At 73.3% G+C, this 16,871-nt stretch carries 13 protein-coding genes and 1 pseudogene; 8 read left to right on the top strand and 6 right to left on the bottom strand.

Annotated features, from left to right (window positions below; genetic code table 11):
* Positions 1–81 precede the first annotated feature (81 nt).
* A complete protein-coding gene (locus AB0G10_RS05055) occupies positions 82–4,143 on the top strand; it encodes an AAA family ATPase (protein WP_360916636.1) in 4,062 nt (1,353 codons plus the stop codon).
* 5 nt (positions 4,144–4,148) lie between these two features.
* On the opposite strand, the gene AB0G10_RS05050 is transcribed toward AB0G10_RS05055, so the two are convergent.
* Positions 4,149–4,778 carry a 4'-phosphopantetheinyl transferase superfamily protein gene (locus tag AB0G10_RS05050; RefSeq protein ID WP_360916634.1) on the bottom strand — a complete coding sequence of 210 codons (630 nt, stop codon included), beginning with the start codon at positions 4,776–4,778 and terminating at the stop codon, positions 4,149–4,151.
* 144 nt (positions 4,779–4,922) lie between these two features.
* Here AB0G10_RS05050 and AB0G10_RS05045 point away from each other — a divergent pair, with 144 nt between their 5' ends.
* The 3 genes from AB0G10_RS05045 to AB0G10_RS05035 all read left to right on the top strand — a co-directional run bounded on the left by AB0G10_RS05045 (position 4,923) and on the right by AB0G10_RS05035 (position 8,756).
* Complete coding sequence (locus AB0G10_RS05045) at positions 4,923–7,361, top strand: glycogen/starch/alpha-glucan phosphorylase (protein ID WP_360916631.1); 2,439 nt, start codon at positions 4,923–4,925, stop codon at positions 7,359–7,361.
* Between the two features lie 124 nt (positions 7,362–7,485).
* Positions 7,486–7,995 carry a SigE family RNA polymerase sigma factor gene (locus AB0G10_RS05040; protein ID WP_360916628.1) on the top strand — a complete coding sequence of 170 codons (510 nt, stop codon included), beginning with the start codon at positions 7,486–7,488 and terminating at the stop codon, positions 7,993–7,995.
* A complete protein-coding gene (locus AB0G10_RS05035; protein WP_360916625.1) occupies positions 7,992–8,756 on the top strand; it encodes a hypothetical protein in 765 nt (254 codons plus the stop codon). Before AB0G10_RS05040 ends, AB0G10_RS05035 begins: the two co-directional genes overlap by 4 nt.
* On the opposite strand, the gene AB0G10_RS05030 is transcribed toward AB0G10_RS05035, so the two are convergent.
* On the bottom strand, positions 8,753–9,640 hold the full coding sequence (locus tag AB0G10_RS05030) for a LacI family DNA-binding transcriptional regulator (protein ID WP_360916622.1): 888 nt from the start codon (positions 9,638–9,640) through the stop codon (positions 8,753–8,755). The genes AB0G10_RS05035 and AB0G10_RS05030 overlap by 4 nt on opposite strands.
* Before the next feature lie 45 nt (positions 9,641–9,685).
* On the opposite strand from AB0G10_RS05030, the pseudogene AB0G10_RS05025 reads away from it, so the two are divergent.
* Both AB0G10_RS05025 and AB0G10_RS05020 read left to right on the top strand, forming a co-directional pair.
* Positions 9,686–9,892 (top strand): annotated as a pseudogene (locus AB0G10_RS05025) (alcohol dehydrogenase catalytic domain-containing protein); the annotation flags it as partial.
* Positions 9,893–10,271: 379 nt separating this feature from the next.
* Positions 10,272–10,511, top strand: a complete 240-nt coding sequence (locus AB0G10_RS05020; RefSeq protein WP_360916619.1) for a hypothetical protein — start codon at positions 10,272–10,274, stop codon at positions 10,509–10,511.
* Here the strand turns inward: AB0G10_RS05020 and AB0G10_RS05015 are convergent.
* Both AB0G10_RS05015 and AB0G10_RS05010 read right to left on the bottom strand, forming a co-directional pair.
* Positions 10,508–11,347 carry an MEDS domain-containing protein gene (locus AB0G10_RS05015; RefSeq protein ID WP_360916616.1) on the bottom strand — a complete coding sequence of 280 codons (840 nt, stop codon included), beginning with the start codon at positions 11,345–11,347 and terminating at the stop codon, positions 10,508–10,510. The two genes, AB0G10_RS05020 and AB0G10_RS05015, sit on opposite strands and share 4 nt — an antisense overlap.
* 56 nt (positions 11,348–11,403) lie before the next feature.
* Positions 11,404–12,396, bottom strand: a complete 993-nt coding sequence (locus tag AB0G10_RS05010; RefSeq protein ID WP_360916613.1) for a polyprenyl synthetase family protein — start codon at positions 12,394–12,396, stop codon at positions 11,404–11,406.
* Between the two features lie 76 nt (positions 12,397–12,472).
* Between AB0G10_RS05010 and AB0G10_RS05005 the strand changes: the two genes are divergently transcribed.
* Positions 12,473–13,633, top strand: a complete 1,161-nt coding sequence (locus AB0G10_RS05005) for an acyl-CoA dehydrogenase family protein (protein WP_360916611.1) — start codon at positions 12,473–12,475, stop codon at positions 13,631–13,633.
* A 27-nt stretch (positions 13,634–13,660) separates the two neighbouring features.
* Here the strand turns inward: AB0G10_RS05005 and AB0G10_RS05000 are convergent, their stop codons facing one another.
* A complete protein-coding gene (locus tag AB0G10_RS05000) occupies positions 13,661–15,649 on the bottom strand; it encodes a DUF6596 domain-containing protein (RefSeq protein ID WP_360916608.1) in 1,989 nt (662 codons plus the stop codon).
* Positions 15,646–15,969, bottom strand: a complete 324-nt coding sequence (locus AB0G10_RS04995) for a YciI family protein (RefSeq protein WP_360916605.1) — start codon at positions 15,967–15,969, stop codon at positions 15,646–15,648. Before AB0G10_RS04995 ends, AB0G10_RS05000 begins: the two co-directional genes overlap by 4 nt.
* A gap of 127 nt (positions 15,970–16,096) precedes the next feature.
* Between AB0G10_RS04995 and AB0G10_RS04990 the strand changes: the two genes are divergently transcribed.
* Positions 16,097–16,786 (top strand): DUF998 domain-containing protein, encoded by a 690-nt coding sequence (locus AB0G10_RS04990; protein ID WP_360916602.1) that lies wholly within the window; start codon positions 16,097–16,099, stop codon positions 16,784–16,786.
* Positions 16,787–16,871: the final 85 nt, after the last annotated feature.

The following is a 16,871-nucleotide window of genomic DNA, read 5'->3' as shown; positions in this document are numbered from 1 at the left end:
GTACGAGGACGGCGCCACCCTCGCACGCCGGTGCCATCATGGAGCCTTCAAGGGTGTCGATGTCCATGAGGGACGGCAGACGTGCGCGAACCCGATCCGGAGGCCGCGGCCGAGCAGGCCAGGGCGGGTGTGCGCGCCTGGGTGCGACGTGCCGGGTCCCGGGTGCGGTCGGCCGGCCCGTACGCGATCCTGGCATTCCTCACCGCCTCGGCGGTGGCGCCGATCGCGGGCGCCGGGCTCGGCGCGCCGTCGGAGTTCACGACCGCTCTTGATCAGCTGGGCGGGATGGGGAGCAACTTCCTCGCCGACGCCATGGCCGACACCGCGAAGAGGCTCAGGAACCCCACGGCCGACGAGTGGCGGGAGGCCCTCGCCGCCGACCTCCTCCCCCGCCTGGCCGCCGCCGGCGAGGACGGCCGCGCGCTGCACGAGGAGATCTCGCGCGTGCTGCGCGAGGTCGACGCGGTCAACACGGCGATCGGCGAGGCCGCGGTCGTCGACGAGGAGCTGCGGCACACCCTGGAGGCGGCGTTCCAGGAGCTCGGCCTCGGCGTCCGCGAGCTGCGCTGGATGCTCACCGACGTCCGGGAGAGCGTGGACCGCCTGGGCCGGCAGCTCGCGACGCAGAGCCTGCGGCTGCACCGGGAGCTCGACGAGGTGCGCCGCCACCTGGTCGCCTTCACCCGCGAGCAGCTTCCGGCCGGGGACGGCGTGCCGGCCGACGTGCCGGGCGGCGCCGTGCCGCCCTATCCCGGCCTGGTCCACTTCGAACCCGAGGACGCGCCGTGGTTCCGCGGCCGGGAGCCGGAGGTGGCCGAGCTGCTGGGCCGTCTGGCCGAGCAGGCGGTCGGCGGTCCGCCGCTGATCGTCACCGGGGTCTCCGGCGCGGGCAAATCATCGCTGGTCCGGGCGGGACTTCTGCCCGGCTTGGCGGGGGGCGCGCTGGGCGCGCAGGCGGCGGCCTGGCCGTGGGTGGTGACAAGCCCGGGGGTACGTCCCCTCGCTCGTCTCCGGGAGAAGGTCCGCGCCCTGGCCGGGGGCGCGGCCGGCCGCTCGCTGGGGGAGCTCGCCGCGAAGGCCGCCGCGGACGGCAACCGGCCGGTCATCGTGGTCGACCAGTTCGAGGAGCTGTTCACGCAGTGCCCCGACCCGGCCGAGCGGCTCGCCTACGCCACCGAGCTGACCACCGCGGCCCCGGCCCTCGTGGTGATCGCGGTCCGCTCCGACTTCTACCCGGCCTGCGTCGCGCTGCCCCCGCTCGCCGGGGTGCTGGCCGCCGGGCACGTGGTGATCGGCCCGCTCACCCCGGACGCGATCCGCCGGGCCGTCGTCGAGCCGGCCGAGCACTCCGGTCTCAGCGTCGAGCCCGGGCTGCCCGACCTGCTGCTGCGCGACCTCGGCGCGGACGACCACCACGGCTACGAGCCGGGCGCCCTCCCGCTGCTCGCCCACGCCCTGCGCGCCACCTGGGACCAGCGCGAAGGCGTCCGGCTGACGATCGGGGCGTACCGGGCCACCGGCGGGATCCGGCACGCCGTCGCCGACACCGCCGAGCGGATCTACCTGGAACAGCCGCCGGACGACCGGGAACGCCTCCGCGAGGCGCTGCTCGCCCTGGTCACGGTGACCGAGGACGGCACCGTGGCGCGCCGCCGGGGCGAGCGCGCCGCCGCCGACTCCCGGGTCCTGCGCCGCCTGGTCCGGGCCCGGCTCGTCACGGTCGGCGCGGACACCGTGGAGATCAGCCACGAGGCCCTGCTGACCGGCTGGCCGCGGCTGGCCGGCTGGGTGGCCGAGGCCCGCGAGGACCTGCTGCTCCGGCGCCGGATCACCGAGGCGGCCGAGGACTGGGACCGGTCCGGCCGCGACCCCGACCTGCTCCCTCGCGGCTCCCGGCTGCTCGCGGCCCGGGAGTCCCTGACCGGCCCGGACGGCGTCGTGGGCGCCTACCTGGCCGCCGGCCGGGCCGCCGCCGACCAGCGGGAGGCCGACCGCCGCCGGGGCACGAACCGCCTCCGCCGCCTGGCGGCCGGCCTGGCCGCGGCCCTGCTGCTGGCCGTGGGCGGCGGACTCTACGCCCTCGACCAGCGCGAGGAGTCCGAGCGGCAGAGCCGCGACTCGCTCTCCCGCCAGTACGCGGCCGAGTCGGTGGGCGCCCTGCGCCAGGACGAGGGCCGCGCGGTCCGCAAGGCCCTGGCCGGCTGGCACACGGCCCCGACCACCGAGGCCCGGAGCGCGCTGCTCTCCGCCCAGATGACCCGCTTCGCGGGCCGGCTCGGCACCGCGCCCGGCGGATGGTCGGCAGCGGTCAGCCCGGACGGCTCCCGGATAGCGGTGGGGCACACCGACGGGACCATCCGGCTCTGGAACGCCACCACCCTCACGCCGCAGGGCGAGCCGCTCGCCTATCCGCAGCAGACCCAGGTGACCTCGCTGGCGTTCTCGCCGGACGGCCGGTTCCTGCTCTCCGGGGCCTTCGTCAACCCGGGGGTGCGGATCTGGGACGCCGCGACCGGGCGGCCGCTGCGCACCCTCGAGGCGCTCGGCGCGGCCACCTGGCTGCCCGGGTCGGCGACCGTGGTGGCGGCGCACGCCCCGAAGTCCGGCGCGGACCTGCGGCTCGGTCTCTTCGACGCGGCCACCGGCCGGCTCACCCGCGCGTTCGCGGCCGACCCCGGCACCGGCTGGGACATCGCCGCGAGCCCGGACGGCCGGTTCGTCGCCGAGCGGGGCGCGAACGACCGGCCCCAGCTCTGGTCGGTGAGCGAGGGCAGACCGGTGACGACCCTGCCCGAGGCGGTCTACCTCGCGTTCGCCCCGGACGGAACCCTGATCACCGCGGGCCGCGGCGGCGACGTCGCGCAGTGGGAGGTGCCGTCCGGCCGCCGCCTCCGCACCGTCGCCTCCGGATCGTCCGGCTCGTCGGCGCCCGGCAGGATCGCGGTGACCGGCGACGGCATGGTGATCTCCAACGGGATCCGCCGCACCGCGAACATCTCGTCGCTCACCAACGACATCCCCGGCACGCTCGACACCGGGCTGTGGGCCTACGGCGCGGCCGCGTCCTCGGCGAACGGCCAGGTCGTCGTGGTGACCGGGCCGGAGGATCCCACAGTGGTCTTCCGGCGGGCGGTGAACTTCCTGAACAACGACCGCGCGGTCTACGACGTCGCGTTCTCCCCGGACGGGCGCACGCTGGCCGCCGGCGGGCTCGACGGCACGGTCCGGATCTGGGACACCGCCTCCCGCGAGCTGGTGCGCGCGTTCCGGCCGGCCGGCGGGGTGAGCGGCCTCGTCCACGCGGACGGCGGCGTCCTCGGCGTCGCCACGTTCGCCGGCACCCTGGAGATCTGGGACGCCGACGGCGGCCGCCTCGCCCGGGTCCCGCTCCCCGGCGAACCGCGCGACCTGGTCCTCTCCCCGGACCGCCGGCTGCTCGCGGTCTCCACCGGCAGCCGGCTGGAGGACGAGCCCGGGACCGTGCCGTCCGGGGTGCTGGTCTACGACGTGGCCGGGCGGAAGCCGGTGGGGACGGCCGGTCTCGGGGACGACACGGCGTACGCGATCGCCTTCTCCGCCGACGGCGCGGTCCTGCACACCGCGGTCACCACCACGACCACCGACTTCGGCACCGGCCGGCCCGCCGTGCAGTCGGTGCTGCGCTCCTGGCGGGTGCCCGGGCTCACCGAGATCGGCGGCCAGCACCTCGGCCGCTACCAGGCCCTCGACCTCGCGGTCTCCCCGGACGGCAGGCAGCTCGCGGTCACCGGCACGAACCGGGTCGTCGACGTCCGCAGCGCCGGCGGCGAGCGGACGATCTGGCAGTCGCCGGTACAGCTCGGCCAGGTCGACCGGATCGCCTTCTCACCGGACGCGCGGACGCTGGCGGTCACCGGCGTCCGGGGCGACGTCCAGCTCTGGGACGGCCGGAGCCGGACCGTGACGGCCACCCTCGAGGGCCACACCGAGCCGCCGGCCGGCCTCGCGTTCTCCCCGGACGGGCAGCTCCTCGCCACCGCGGGGACGGACAGCCAGGTCGGCGTCTGGCCGCTGGACCCGGCTGCCGCCGTACGCAGGCTCTGCCGCATCGAGATCCCACTCAGCCGGACCGAAGGCAGCGAGCCCTCGCCCCTCTGCTCCTGACGGCGTCACGCCGGGACCAGCACCGCCGTGACGACGAGGCCGTGGTCGATCACGAACCGCCCGTGCATCTCGTCGAACGGGGCGTCGATGTGGATGCGGCCGGTGAACGTGCCGGCCACCGGGTCGATCGTGAGCGACACGTCCTCGAATCCGAGCCAGCGGGCGGTCAGGGGGTACCACGCCTTGTAGATCGATTCCTTGGCGCTGAAGAGCAGTCGATCCCAGTGCGCCACATTGGACATCTGCGACAAATGCCGTCTATCGGCTTCGGTCGTCACGGCCGGCAGCACCCTCGCCGGCAGCGGCGCATGCGGCTCGGCGTCGATGCCGACACTGGCGATCTCGCTGCGCCGCGCCACGGCCGCCGCCCGGTAGCCGGTGCAGTGCGTGATGCTCCCCGCGACGCCGTCCGGCCACAGTGGCTCCCGCCGGGCACCCGGCCGGATCGCCACCGGCGGCTCCCCCAGCAGCGCGAGCGCCTCCCGCGCACACCGCCGCGCCGTCACGAACTCGCGGCGCCGCCCCGGCACCGCCGTGGCGACCAGATCCTCCTCGCCCGGAAAGCACGGTTCGCCCGGATCGTCACTGAACGCCTCGGCGCTGCGGACCTCGTCCGGCAGCAACTTCTCGAGCACGAGCACCTCCCGCGCAGTATCCTGCCCGCCCCCGTTCCCCACCGGCACACCGGGCACGGCCGTCATCCCGTACGAATGAATGCCGGAAAGCCGACAAACGCGGAAGCTGGGCAATCGGAAACCTGAACGCGGCACAATGGCGGCATGGATCTTCGACAGGGCATCGGTCTTCGCAAGCTTGGCAAGACCGTCGATGAGTTCCAGCAGGACCTGTTGAGCAACCTCTACTTCCGGCGCGGCACCACGGTCGAGTCGGCGAGCATGCGGGACGCCTACGAGACGTTGTCCCTCACGGTTCGCGACCACCTGGCCGAACGGCGGGCCCGGACCGCGGCCGCGCACTACGCCAGCAACCCCCGCTGGGTCTACTACCTCTCCGCCGAGTACCTGCTCGGCGCCCAGCTGGAGCAGAACCTCCTATACTCCGGCACCGGCGAGATCGCCGCCCAGGCGGTCAAGTACTTCGGGCTGACGCTCGAGGAGATCGAGGACCTGGACATCGAGCCGGGCCTCGGCAACGGCGGCCTGGGCCGGCTCGCGGCCTGCCTCGTCGACTCGATGGCGACCCGGGACATCCCGGCCGTGGGCTACGGCATCCGCTACGACTTCGGCATCTTCAAGCAGTCGATCGGCGAGGCCGGGCAGGCCGAGCGGCCGGACGACTGGGCGTTCCAGGGCAACCCGTGGGAGTTCCCGGCGCCGGACGACCGGCAGACCGTCGGGTTCTACGGGCACACCGAGCCGGTTCCCGGTTCGGACACCCGGAAGAGGTGGGTCCCCGGCGAGATCGTGCTCGGCGAGCCCAGCCACATGCTGGTCCCCGGGTACGGCACCGAGACCGTGAACATCGTCCGGCTGTGGCGGGCCCGGGGCAGTGAGGCCTCGTTCGACCTGAGCCGGTTCTCCGCGGGGCAATACGCCGAGGCCGTGCAGGAGGCGGTCCGCGCCGAGAACATCAGCAAGGTCCTCTACCCCGACGACAGCACCGAACTCGGCCGCGAGCTGCGGCTCAAGCAGCAGTACTTCCTGGTCTCCTGCTCGCTGCGGGACATCATCCGCCGGTTCCGGCTGCGCAACGAGAACTGGGACGACTTCGCCGAGAAGACGGTCATCCAGCTCAACGACACGCACCCGACGATCGCGATCCCGGAGCTGATGCGGCTGCTCGTGGACGAATACGACGTCGACTGGGACCGGGCCTGGTCGATCACCCGGCGCACGTTCGCGTACACCTGCCACACCCTGCTCCCGGAGGCCCTCGAGACGTGGCCGGTGCACGTCTTCGAGCGGCTGCTGCCCCGCCACCTCGAGATCATCTACCTGATCAACATGCTGTTCCTGCGCGAGGTCGAGGACCGGTTCCCCGGCGACACCGACCGCATCCGCCGGATGTCGATCATCGGCGAGGAGGGCGAGCGCCGGGTGCGGATGGCGAACCTCGCGGTGGTCGGCACCGAGGCCGTCAACGGCGTCGCGGAGCTGCACTCGAAGCTGCTGCGCGAGACCGTGCTCGACGACTTCGCCGACCTGTGGCCGGCCAAGTTCCAGAACGTCACGAACGGCATCTCGCCGCGCCGGTTCATGAGGCTCGCCAATCCGCGCCTCTCCGACCTGATCACCGAGTCGCTCGGCGACGACGGCTGGCTCACCGACCTGGAACGCCTCGCCGAGCTGGAGGCGTTCGCCGGTGACGCCGCATTCCAGGAGCGCTGGCGGGCGATCAAGCGGGCCAACAAGGTCGACCTGGCCGCCGGCGATCCGGACTCGCTGCACGACGTGATGATCAAGCGCTTCCACGAGTACAAGCGCCAGCAGCTCAAACTGCTGCACATCATCACGCTCTACCACCGGATCCGGGCGAACCCGGGCGCCGACTGGGTGCCGCGCACGATCCTGTTCGCGGGCAAGGCGGCGCCGGCCTACCACGCCGCGAAGAACATCATCCGGCTGATCAACGCGGTGGCGGCCACGGTCGCGGCGGATCCGGTCGTCTCGCCGTACCTCAAGGTGGTCTTCGCCGAGAACTACAACGTCACCCTCGCCGAGCGGATCATCCCGGCCGCCGACCTGAGCGAGCAGATCTCGCTGGCCGGCAAGGAGGCGTCCGGCACCGGCAACATGAAGCTGGCCCTCAACGGCGCGCTCACGATCGGCACACTCGACGGCGCGAACATCGAGATCCGGGCCCGGGTCGGCGAGGAGAACTTCTTCCTCTTCGGCCTGGACGCGTTCGAGGCGGCGGAGGCCAGGATCGCCGGGTACCGTCCACGCGAGTTCTACGACCGGGACGAGGAGTTGCGCCAGGCCGTCGACGCCATCAACGCGGGCGTGTTCGGCGGCGTCGGGCACGAGGTGGCGGACTCCCTGCTCGGCCACGACGAGTACCTGACGCTGGCGGACTACCGGGCATACCTGGAATGTCAGGATTCGGTGGAGCAGGCCTGGCGCGACCCGGATCGCTGGACCCGGATGTCGATCCTGAACACCGCGCACAGCGGCTTCTTCTCCGCCGACCGCACGGTGGCCGACTACGCCGCCCGCATCTGGCGGGTCTCCCCGGTTCCGGTTCCCGAAGAGCATTAGACCCCTGCCGCGTACGGGGGGAGCCGCTTCCCGCCGGCTTCCCCCTCTGATAATCCGGTCTCATCGCCTTGCGTTCCGGCGGCTCGGATCTCTAACGTCTCCCGGTCCAGGGAGGTGTTCACTCATGCGCGAAAGCGCGTTCCATGCGTATTTCGAGCGGCATCACGCCTCCCTGTCCCGGCTGGCCTTCCTGATGACCGGCGAGGCGGACGCCGCGGACGACCTCGCGGCCGACGCCCTGACCGAGTGCTGGCGGCACTGGGACCGGGTCACGGCCGCCGACGACCCGGCCGCGTACGGGCACGGCATCCTCATGAACCTGGCCCGGCAGTGGGTCCGCCGCCGGGGCCGGGAGCGGCTGCTCACGCTCGACGGCTTCCGGCGCGGCCGCACCGATAGCGACGTCCCGGCGGTGCTCGACGTCCGCGGGGCGCTGCGCCGGCTCCCGCACCGCCGCCGCGCCTGCGTGGTCCTGCGGTACGCCTTCGACCTGCCGGAACGCGAGGTCGCGGCGATCCTCGGCATCTCCGTCGGCGCGGTGAAGAGCGCCACCTCTCGCGGCGCGAAGCAACTCGCCGAACTGCTCGGTGACAGCGGCGTGACACGGATCGACGGGTGGGAGGCGGCGCGATGAGACTCTCCGACGACGAGCTGCGCGCGGCACTGCGCGCCGAGGCGGACGCGCACCGGCCGGACCGCGAGGCGATGCTCGACCGGATCACCATGGCCGCGACCGGGGAGCCGGTCACCCGGCGGCGGGCGCCGCAGCGGGGTTCCCGGATCCGGACGGCCGCCGCCGCGGCGGCCGTGGCCGCCCTCTTCGCCGGGGGCGGCGTCGCGAACTGGGCGCTGGCCGGGGACGACGACACGCCCCCTCCGACGCCGAGCGTGACCACTCCGCCGGCGATCCCGTCGGCCGCGCCGAGCAGCGCGGCGCCGTCGCCGGCCTCCCCGAAGTCACCGTCGCGGAAGCCCGCACCGAGGACGACGGCGCCGGAGGAGCCGAGGACGAAGGCGCCGGAAGAGGACCCGACGCCGCTCCGGGCGGACGGCTCGGTCGTCGACGGCTCCAGCGTCGTGACGCTCACGACGACCGAGGAGCTGACCGCCCTCGACGTGGTCATCCGGGTGGCCCGCACCGAGGGGTTCGCCCCGCGCGGCGCCACGAAGCGGACGCCCGGCGGCAGCGTCACCACCTCGGTCACCGAGCAGGGCGACGTGTTCCTCTACCGGTTCGTGCTCTCCTCGGCCGACACGCTCGCGCCGGGCGAGTACACGTTCACGGCGAAGTACACGCATCCGGGTGAGGGCCGGGACGCGGGCGCCGACACGTACGAGGCCACGGCGTCCACGGCGTCGTCGCCGGACCTGAGCGTCCGGGGCGACTTCTCCTAGGCGGAGTCCCGGCCGACCACCTCGGCCGGGGCGGGTTTGACGTCGGCCGTGGACAGGCCCAGCACCTGGCGCGCGGTTCTCCGCCCGTACATATGGGCATCGATCCGCACCGTGGTGAGCCTCGGACGCCAGAGAGCGCCCTGAGCGGTGTCGCCGAAACCGATCACCGCGAGATCATCGGGAGCGCGCAGACCGAGATCGATCAGGGCGGCCAGCACGCTGATCGCCAGGTCGTCGTCGAGGCCCGCGACCGCCGTGGTCCCCTCGCCGAGCAGGGCCCGCAACCGCTCGGCCGTCGTCTCGGCCGCCCCCACCAGCAGGGTCGCCGGCTCGGGCAGATCCAGTGCCGTCGCCGCGGCCCGCACGTGGCCGGCCGTCGCGTCGAAGACCAGACCGCCCTCCTCGGGCACGGCGACCGCGATCGACCGGTGACCGCGGGCCGCCAGATGTCCGATCTGGACACGGGCGTGCGCGGCCATCCCGTGCATGCTGCCGTCCGGCGTCGCGTTAATCGCCGGCAGGTCGATCACCGCCCGCGGCGAGACCGCGTCGATCGCCGTGGCGGCCGAGCCGTAGGAGACCAGCAGGCCGTGCCCGGCCGCGGCGAGCTCGGCGTCCATCCCGGCGATGAAGGCGTCCAGGCTGCGGCCCGGCGGCAGGCCGCCCACCTCCAGCACGACGATCCGGGACGCGCCCTCGCGCAGCGCCCGGGCGATCGAGTTCGGCACGTACCCCAGCTCGGCGGCGGCCCGGCGCACCTTCTCGCGGGTGGCCTCCGGGATCGTCTGGTTCGCCGTGTCGTTCAGCACGAAGCTCACGGTGGCCTGGGAGACCCCGCTGGCCCGCGCGACGTCGCGCATCGTCACTCGCGCCGAGGTCGTCACGCGAGCTATCGTACTCGTCAACTTATACGAATTAGTGAGGTCGCCATGCAATCAGTACAGGTCACCGGGCCGGGCCGGACCGCGTTCGTGGAGATCGAGAAGCCGGTGCCCGGGCCGGCCGACGTCCTGGTCCGGATCCGCGCGTGCGGCATCTGCGGCTCGGACGGGCTCTACATCGCCGTCGGCGGCATCCCGCCGCGGCAGGGCGCCACCCCGCTCGGCCACGAGCCGGCCGGCGAGGTCGTCGAGGTCGGATCGGAGGTCACCGGCATCGCGGCCGGCGACCACGTGGTGCTCAACCCGATGGCGTCGAGCGACGGGATCATCGGCAGCGGCGGCGCGCAGGGCGGCCTCGCCGAGTTCGTGCTGGTCCGCGGTGCCGTGGCCGGCACGCACCTGGTCACCGTGCCGAAGCACATCCCGTTCGAGGTGCTCGCGCTCAACGAGCCGATGGCGGTGGCCGGCCACGCGGTGAACCGGACCGCGCCGGAGCCCGGCGACAAGGTGGTGGTCTTCGGCGCCGGTCCGGGGCGAGCGCCCGGACACCGACATCTACCTCGACGCGGCCGGCGCCCCGGCGGTCCTCGAGACGGCGCTCGCGGCCGCGAAGCACGGCGCGACCCTCGGCATCGTGGCCGTGCACAAGAAGCCGGTGCCGGTCGACTTCGGCGGCCTGCTCACCACCGAGCTGACAGTGGTGCTGTCGATGGGCTACCCCACCGAGATCTTCGAGGTCACCAAGGACCTGGTCGAGCACTGGGAACGGTACGAACTGCTGATCAGCGACCGGATTCCGTTCGCCGACGCGCAGCGCGCCCTGGAACTGGGCTCGACGCCCGGCGCCGCGGAGAAGGTAGTGGTGATCCTCTAGGCGAACTCCACCTCGGCGCCGGCCCCGTGCAGCAGCAACAGCCGGCGCAGCGTGGCCGAGCAGCCCACCACCCGCAGCTTCCGGCGGCCCGGCCCGGAGACCCCCAGCAGCGTGCGCGCCGCCGCCGAGTCGGCGAACCGCAGTGCCGTGACCTCGACCGTCAGCGTCTCACCGGACTCCTCGGCCAGGTGCTCGAGGACGGTGCGCAGGGCGTTCCGGTTCGACAGGTCGGCCTCGCCCTCGAGCCGGACGCCGGCGCCGTCCGGCGTGGCGATCCGCACGGCCCGCAGCAGCGGCACCGCCTCCGGGTCGGTCTGCGCCGTGATGGTGCAGGGGTGCGAGCGGATGATGTCGCGTAGTTCGACCGCCCCGAACAGCCGCCGGTCGTAGAGGCAGACGCCCATGGCGAACCCCTCGGCGAAGAGCCGGTTGACCCGGGCCTCGTAGTGCGGCAGCAGCGCGGTCCGGCCGGTCCGGGCCGCCCAGGACATGTCGCCGAAGGCACGGAACCCGCGGAACCCCTCGGACCGGGCCTGCTCGGCCTGGGCCCGGAAGTGCGCCACCGAGGCCTCCACGTCGAACGCGCCGCCGTGCACGTACTCCCCGGCGGCCGACTCGATCCGCAGCCGGCCGGCCGCGAGCGCGGACCGCACGTCGACGCCGAGCGCGGCTAGCTCGGAGACGACCCGCTCACCCCGGCCGAGGTAGAGCACCCGGTGCCGGGCGCGCAGGCCCGCCCGGACGTACGCGGCCACGCTGCGGGTCAGGGCGGGTTCGTCACCGGCGACCAGGCAGGCGTGGTCGCCCGGGCTGAGCCGCTCGAGCAGGCCGACCATGCCCGACACGGTACTGACGTCATCCGGTGACGGGTATCACTGAAACGGCGTACGGGTTACCCGGTGCGCTCGGCCATGAAGTGGCACAACGTCTCCAGGGTCCGCCGCGGCGCCCCCGCAGGCAGCGCGCGAGCGTGCCGGCGGGCGTCCTCGGCGTACCCGTGCACGGTCTCCCGGGCCTGCTTCAGCGCCGCCGACTCGCGCAGCAGGAAGAGCGCCTCGGCGTGCAGGGCGTCGTCGGTGAGCGGGCCGGACGTGAGCAGCTCCTTGAGCCGCTGCGAGTCGGCGCCGGTGTCGCCGGCCGCGAGCGCGTAGAGGACCGGCAGCGTCGGCACGCCCTCGCGCAGGTCGGTGCCGGGCGTCTTGCCGGACTGCGCGGACTCCGACGCGATGTCGAGCAGGTCGTCGGAGAGCTGGAAGGCGATCCCGATCGAGGTGCCGAACGCCTCCAGCGCGGCGATCTGATCGGCGGGCAGGCCGGCCGCCATCCCGCCGAGCCGGGCCGAGGTGGCGATGAGGCAGGCCGTCTTGTCCTCGATGACCCGCAGGTGGTGCCGGATCGGGTCGGCGCCGCGCGGCCCGACGGTCTCGGCGAGCTGCCCCCGGACGAGCTGGGCCAGCGTACGGGCCTGGAGCCGCACCGCCTCCTCGCCGAGCCCGGCCGCGATGGCCGCGGCCCGGGCCAGCAGGTAGTCGCCGACGTACACGGCGATCGAGTTGGTCCAGCGCGAATTGGCGCTGGCGGCGCCCCGGCGCATCGGCGCCTCGTCCATGACGTCGTCGTGGTACAGCGTCGCCAGGTGGGTCAGCTCCATGACGACGGCCTCGTCGCGGCCGCGGGTATCTCCCTCGTCGCCGAACTGGCACGCGAGCGCCACGACGAGCGGGCGGAACCGCTTGCCGCCGGCCTCGACGAGGTGCGCGGCGACCTCGGAGATCAGCGGCTCCGGGCTGACCACCGCGGCGCGCAGCCCGACCTCCACGTCACCCAGGAAGCCGGAGACCGCTTCCCGCACCTCCGGATCGATGAAGTCGTTCACCACCGTCATGATCTTGAGGCTAGATCATCTCGCTGAGAGGTCGCTGATTCCCCCGATTCGGTTACCGGGGGTGCACAATCCTGGTATGACTGACCAACTCGATCTCCTCGATGTCGCCGGCCTGCTCAGCGAGGAGGAGCGGCACATCCAGGAGACGGTGGCCCGGTTCGTGGCCGACCACGTGCGTCCCCACATCGCGGATTGGTTCGAGCAGGGTACGTTCCCCCGCGAACTGGCGCCGGAGCTCGGCAAACTGGGCCTCCTCGGCATGCACCTCGAGGGTTACGGCTGCGCCGGCACGAGCGCGGTCGCCTACGGGCTGGCCTGCCTCGAACTGGAGGCCGGCGACTCCGGGCTGCGCAGCTTCGTCTCGGTGCAGGGCTCGCTCGCCATGTACTCGATCCACCGCTTCGGCTCCGAGGAACAGAAGCAGGAGTGGCTGCCCCGGATGGCGGCCGGCGAGGCGATCGGCTGCTTCGGCCTGACCGAGCCGGACTTCGGCAGCGACCCGGCGAACATGCGCACCCGGGCCGTCCGCGACGGCGACGACTGGATCCTCACCGGCACCAAGATGTGGATCACGAACGGCAGCATCGCCGACGTCGCCACGGTGTGGGCGCGGACCGAGGACGGCATCCGCGGCTTCCTGGTCCCGCGCGGCACCCCCGGCTTCACCAGCCGCACCGTCAAGCAGAAGCTCTCGCTGCGCGCCTCGATCACCGGCGAGCTGATCCTCGACGAGGTCCGGCTGCCCGCCTCCGCGCGGCTCCCCCTGGCCGAGGGCCTCGGCGCCCCGCTGAGCTGCCTCGGCGAGGCCCGCTTCGGCATCGTCTTCGGCTCGGCCGGCGCGGCCCGGGACAGCCTGCGCGCCGCCCTCGACTACGCCGGGAGCCGCATCCAGTTCGACCGGCCGATCGCCGCTTTCCAGCTGACCCAGGAGAAGCTCGCGAACATGGCGGTCGACCTCAACACGTCGCTGCTGCTGGCCCTCCACCTGGGACGGCTCAAGGACGCCGGCGCCCTGAAAGCGCACCAGGTGAGCGTCGGCAAACTCAACAACGTCCGGACCGCGCTCGCGATCGCCCGCGAGTGCCGCACCATCCTCGGCGGCAGCGGGATCACCCTGGAGTACTCCCCTCTCCGGCACGCCAACAACCTGGAGTCGGTGCTGACCTACGAGGGCACCTCCGAGATCCACACCCTGGTGATCGGCCAGAAGCTGACCGGCCACGCCGCCTTCCGCTGATCCCGGGTCTCGTGACCGCCGCTCTGTTCAGCCGGGCCGCAGGCGGCTCAGAGTCTGCCCGGTCAGCCGTTTGCACAGATAGGCGGCGCGCTCATAGGACAGCCGCCGCCTGCCGGTGATCGGGCAGAGGTCCCGCGCGGCAGGCGGGCGGCCGGGTCCGGTCCGTCGTTCGGAGAGGAACAACGGCCCATGCGTACGGCCGGAGCACAGTGCCTCCACCAACCCACCGGTCCCGGCACTCCACCTGACCAGCCCGTCGGCAGTCCGCCCATCCCGGATGTCCTCGACGTCGATGCGCAGAATCACCCCGATCGGCGCCCGCGACTCCCGAACCAGCGTCCACAGTGCCCTCTCCCTGAGCGGGGCGTCAGCGGGAAGCGCCACATCTCCTCCCACGCCCGTGTTCGCCGCTGCCCGGTTCTTCAGGCCGGCGGCCAGATCCGGGAAGCCGGCGTGGGCCGTGAACGAGCGGACCGCCGCGACGTGCCGGTTCCAGGTCCGGGGCATCACGTCCGCCCAGAGCGACCCGCACGCCTCGGCCACCCGGTCCGCGGTCAGTTCCGGCAGCGGCGTGCGTTCGCCGAGGAGTTCGGCGACCCGGTGCAGCGACTGGCCGTAGGCGCGGCCCGTGCTCGCGGTCAACGGCTCCAGGAACGCCGTGATCGCGGCGCCGAGCGGCGGCCCGGCCGGCTCCTCCGGAACGGTGAGCGCCGCGGCCCGGGTGAGCAGGAACTCCCGCTCGGCGGCGTTGGCGGCCAGCCCAGCGGCCCGTTCCAGTTCGCGCCGTGCCTCCGGTGTCCGGCCCAGCCGCCACAGGAGGTCCCCTCGTACGCTGGGCAGTAAGTGATATCGGGAGAGCCTCGGATCGGCGCGCAACTCGTCGATGAGATCCAACCCGGCCTGTGGACCGCGGGCGAAACCGACCGCCACCGCCCGATTCAGCCTGACCACCGGCGTCGGGAGCAGGTGGACCAGCGCGTCGTAGAGGGACGCGATCCGCGGCCAGTCGGTCTCCCCGGCGGTCCGGGCCTGCGCGTGACAGACCGCGATCGCGGCCTGGAGGACGTACGGTCCGGGCGAGCCGCCCGCCGCCCTGGCCCGCAGCATCGCCGCGAACCCTCGCCTGATCAGCAGCCGGTCCCAGCGGCCCCGGTTCTGCTCGTGCAGCGGGACCGGCTCACCGCGCGGCCCGGTACGCGCCGCCGACCGCGACTGCTGGATCTCCATGAGCGCGACGAGCCCGTGCGCCTCGGCCTCGTCCGGCGCCAGTCCGGCCAGCAGCCGACCGAGCCGCAACGCCTCCAGCGTCAGCTCCGACCGGATCAGATCATGGCCGGACGTGGCCGCGTACCCCTCGTTGAAGATCAGGTAGACGACTTCGAGCACCGACGCCAGCGATCCGCTCGGCTCGTAGGCCACCCCGGCCTCGGCGAGCGTCCGTTTCGCGTCGGCGATCCGCCGGACGATCACCTGTTCGCCGACCAGGAAAGCCCGCGCGATCTCCGCGGTGGTCAAGCCCGCGACGACGCGCAGGGTGAGTGCCACTCGAGCTTGGGTTTCGAGTACGGGGTGACAAGCGGTGAACATGAGCCGCAGCACGTCGTCGCCGCCCGGTCCGGCAGGCTCCTCCTCCCTGGCCGCTTGATCCCGCGCCCGGCCGGACCGTTCCTCGCGGCGCAGGTGGTCGACGGCCCGCCGCTTCGCGATCGTCATGAGCCAGGCGCCCGGGTTGTCCGGAATCCCGCCCACCGGCCACTGCTCCAAGGCGGCGACCAGCGCGTCCTGCGCGAACTCCTCGGCCAGCCCGACGTCGTGGACCATCCGCAGGAGCCCGCCCACGATCCGGGCGGACTCCTGCTTCCACACCGCCCCGGCGACGCTCGCGGCCTCCACCTCTCGGGGTGAGGCGCCGGGCTCCACCTCTCGCGGCGCGGCGCCGGGCTCCACCTCTCGCGGCGCGGCGCCGGGATCCACCTCTCGCGGCGCGGCGCCGGGCTCGGCCGAGGGTTCGGTCACGGGCCGAAGACCTGGTGGACCAGCGTCTCGCCGTCACCGACGATCTTCCGGAAGCGGCGGGCCAGTTCGACCGCCTCCTCCTTCGAGCGGACCTCGACCAGCGCGAACCCGCCGATCGCCTCCTTGGCCTCGGTGAACGGCCCGTCGGTGATGGTCAGGTCGTCGCCCGCGGAGGTCATCTTGAAGCCGGCCGCGTCGAGCCCGCCGGTGGCGAGCAGGACACCGGACGCCGTCAACTCCTCGATGAACGCGCCCATCTCGGCGTACAGCTTCTCGTCGGGCTCGCCGGCGTGCGACTTCTGCAGCATCAGGTAGCGCATCGTTCTCCCTTTCGGTGGATCGTCGCCACGGCGTCGCCCCGGCCCATGTGACAGGTAATCGAAGCATTACCTGTCACATGCCACCAGACGACGTCCGGTCGGAACCCACCAGCGAAGGAGTCCTCCGATGACCACCACGACCAGCCACCCCGCCACCACCACCGCCACCACCGCCACCGCCGCCGGCCGCACCCGGATCGCGCTCGCCGTCGCCGGTCCGCTCTGGGCGGTCGTCTCGCTGGCGCAGGTCGCCACCCGGGACGGCTTCGATCTGATGCGGCACCCGCTCAGCCTGCTCAGCACCGGTTCGCTGGGCTGGATCCAGATCGCGAACTTCGTGCTGGCCGGCGGCCTGCTGATCGCCGGCGCCGGTGCGCTGCCCGGACGATGGGCGCCCCGGCTGGTACGTCTCGCCGGCCTCGGCATGGTCGCCGCCGGTGTACTGGTGATGGACCCGGGCAGCGGCTTCCCGGCCGGTACCCCGGACACCGTCCCCACCACGATGAGCCCCTCCGCGATGGGCCACATGGCCGCCGGCTCGATCACGTTCGCCGCGCTGATCGCCACCTGTTACGTGCTGGCCCACCGCTACGCGACAGCCGGCTCCCGCCGCAATGCGACAGCCGGCTCCCGTCGCTATGCGGCAGCCGGCTCCCGCTGTCTCGCCGTCACCGCGGCGATTTCCGGAACGGCCCTGCTCGCCGGCGACGCCTGGGCCATGTCCGGCGCCCCGGCCGGCACCCTGACCCTGGCCGTCGGCGCCATCACCGCGATGTGCTTCCTCACCGTGGCGGCCGCGAGCACCCGCCCGGCGTGAGCCTCGGCGGGAGCGCCCGGCGTGAGCCTCGACGGGAGCGCCCGGCGTGAGCCTCGCCGGGAGCGCGACCCATCGCCCGGGTGGG

Origin of the sequence: Actinoplanes sp. NPDC023714, from assembly GCF_040639855.1 — a bacterium.
Classification (GTDB): Bacteria; Actinomycetota; Actinomycetes; order Mycobacteriales; family Micromonosporaceae; genus Actinoplanes.
This window is presented reverse-complemented; position numbering and strand designations above follow the sequence as displayed.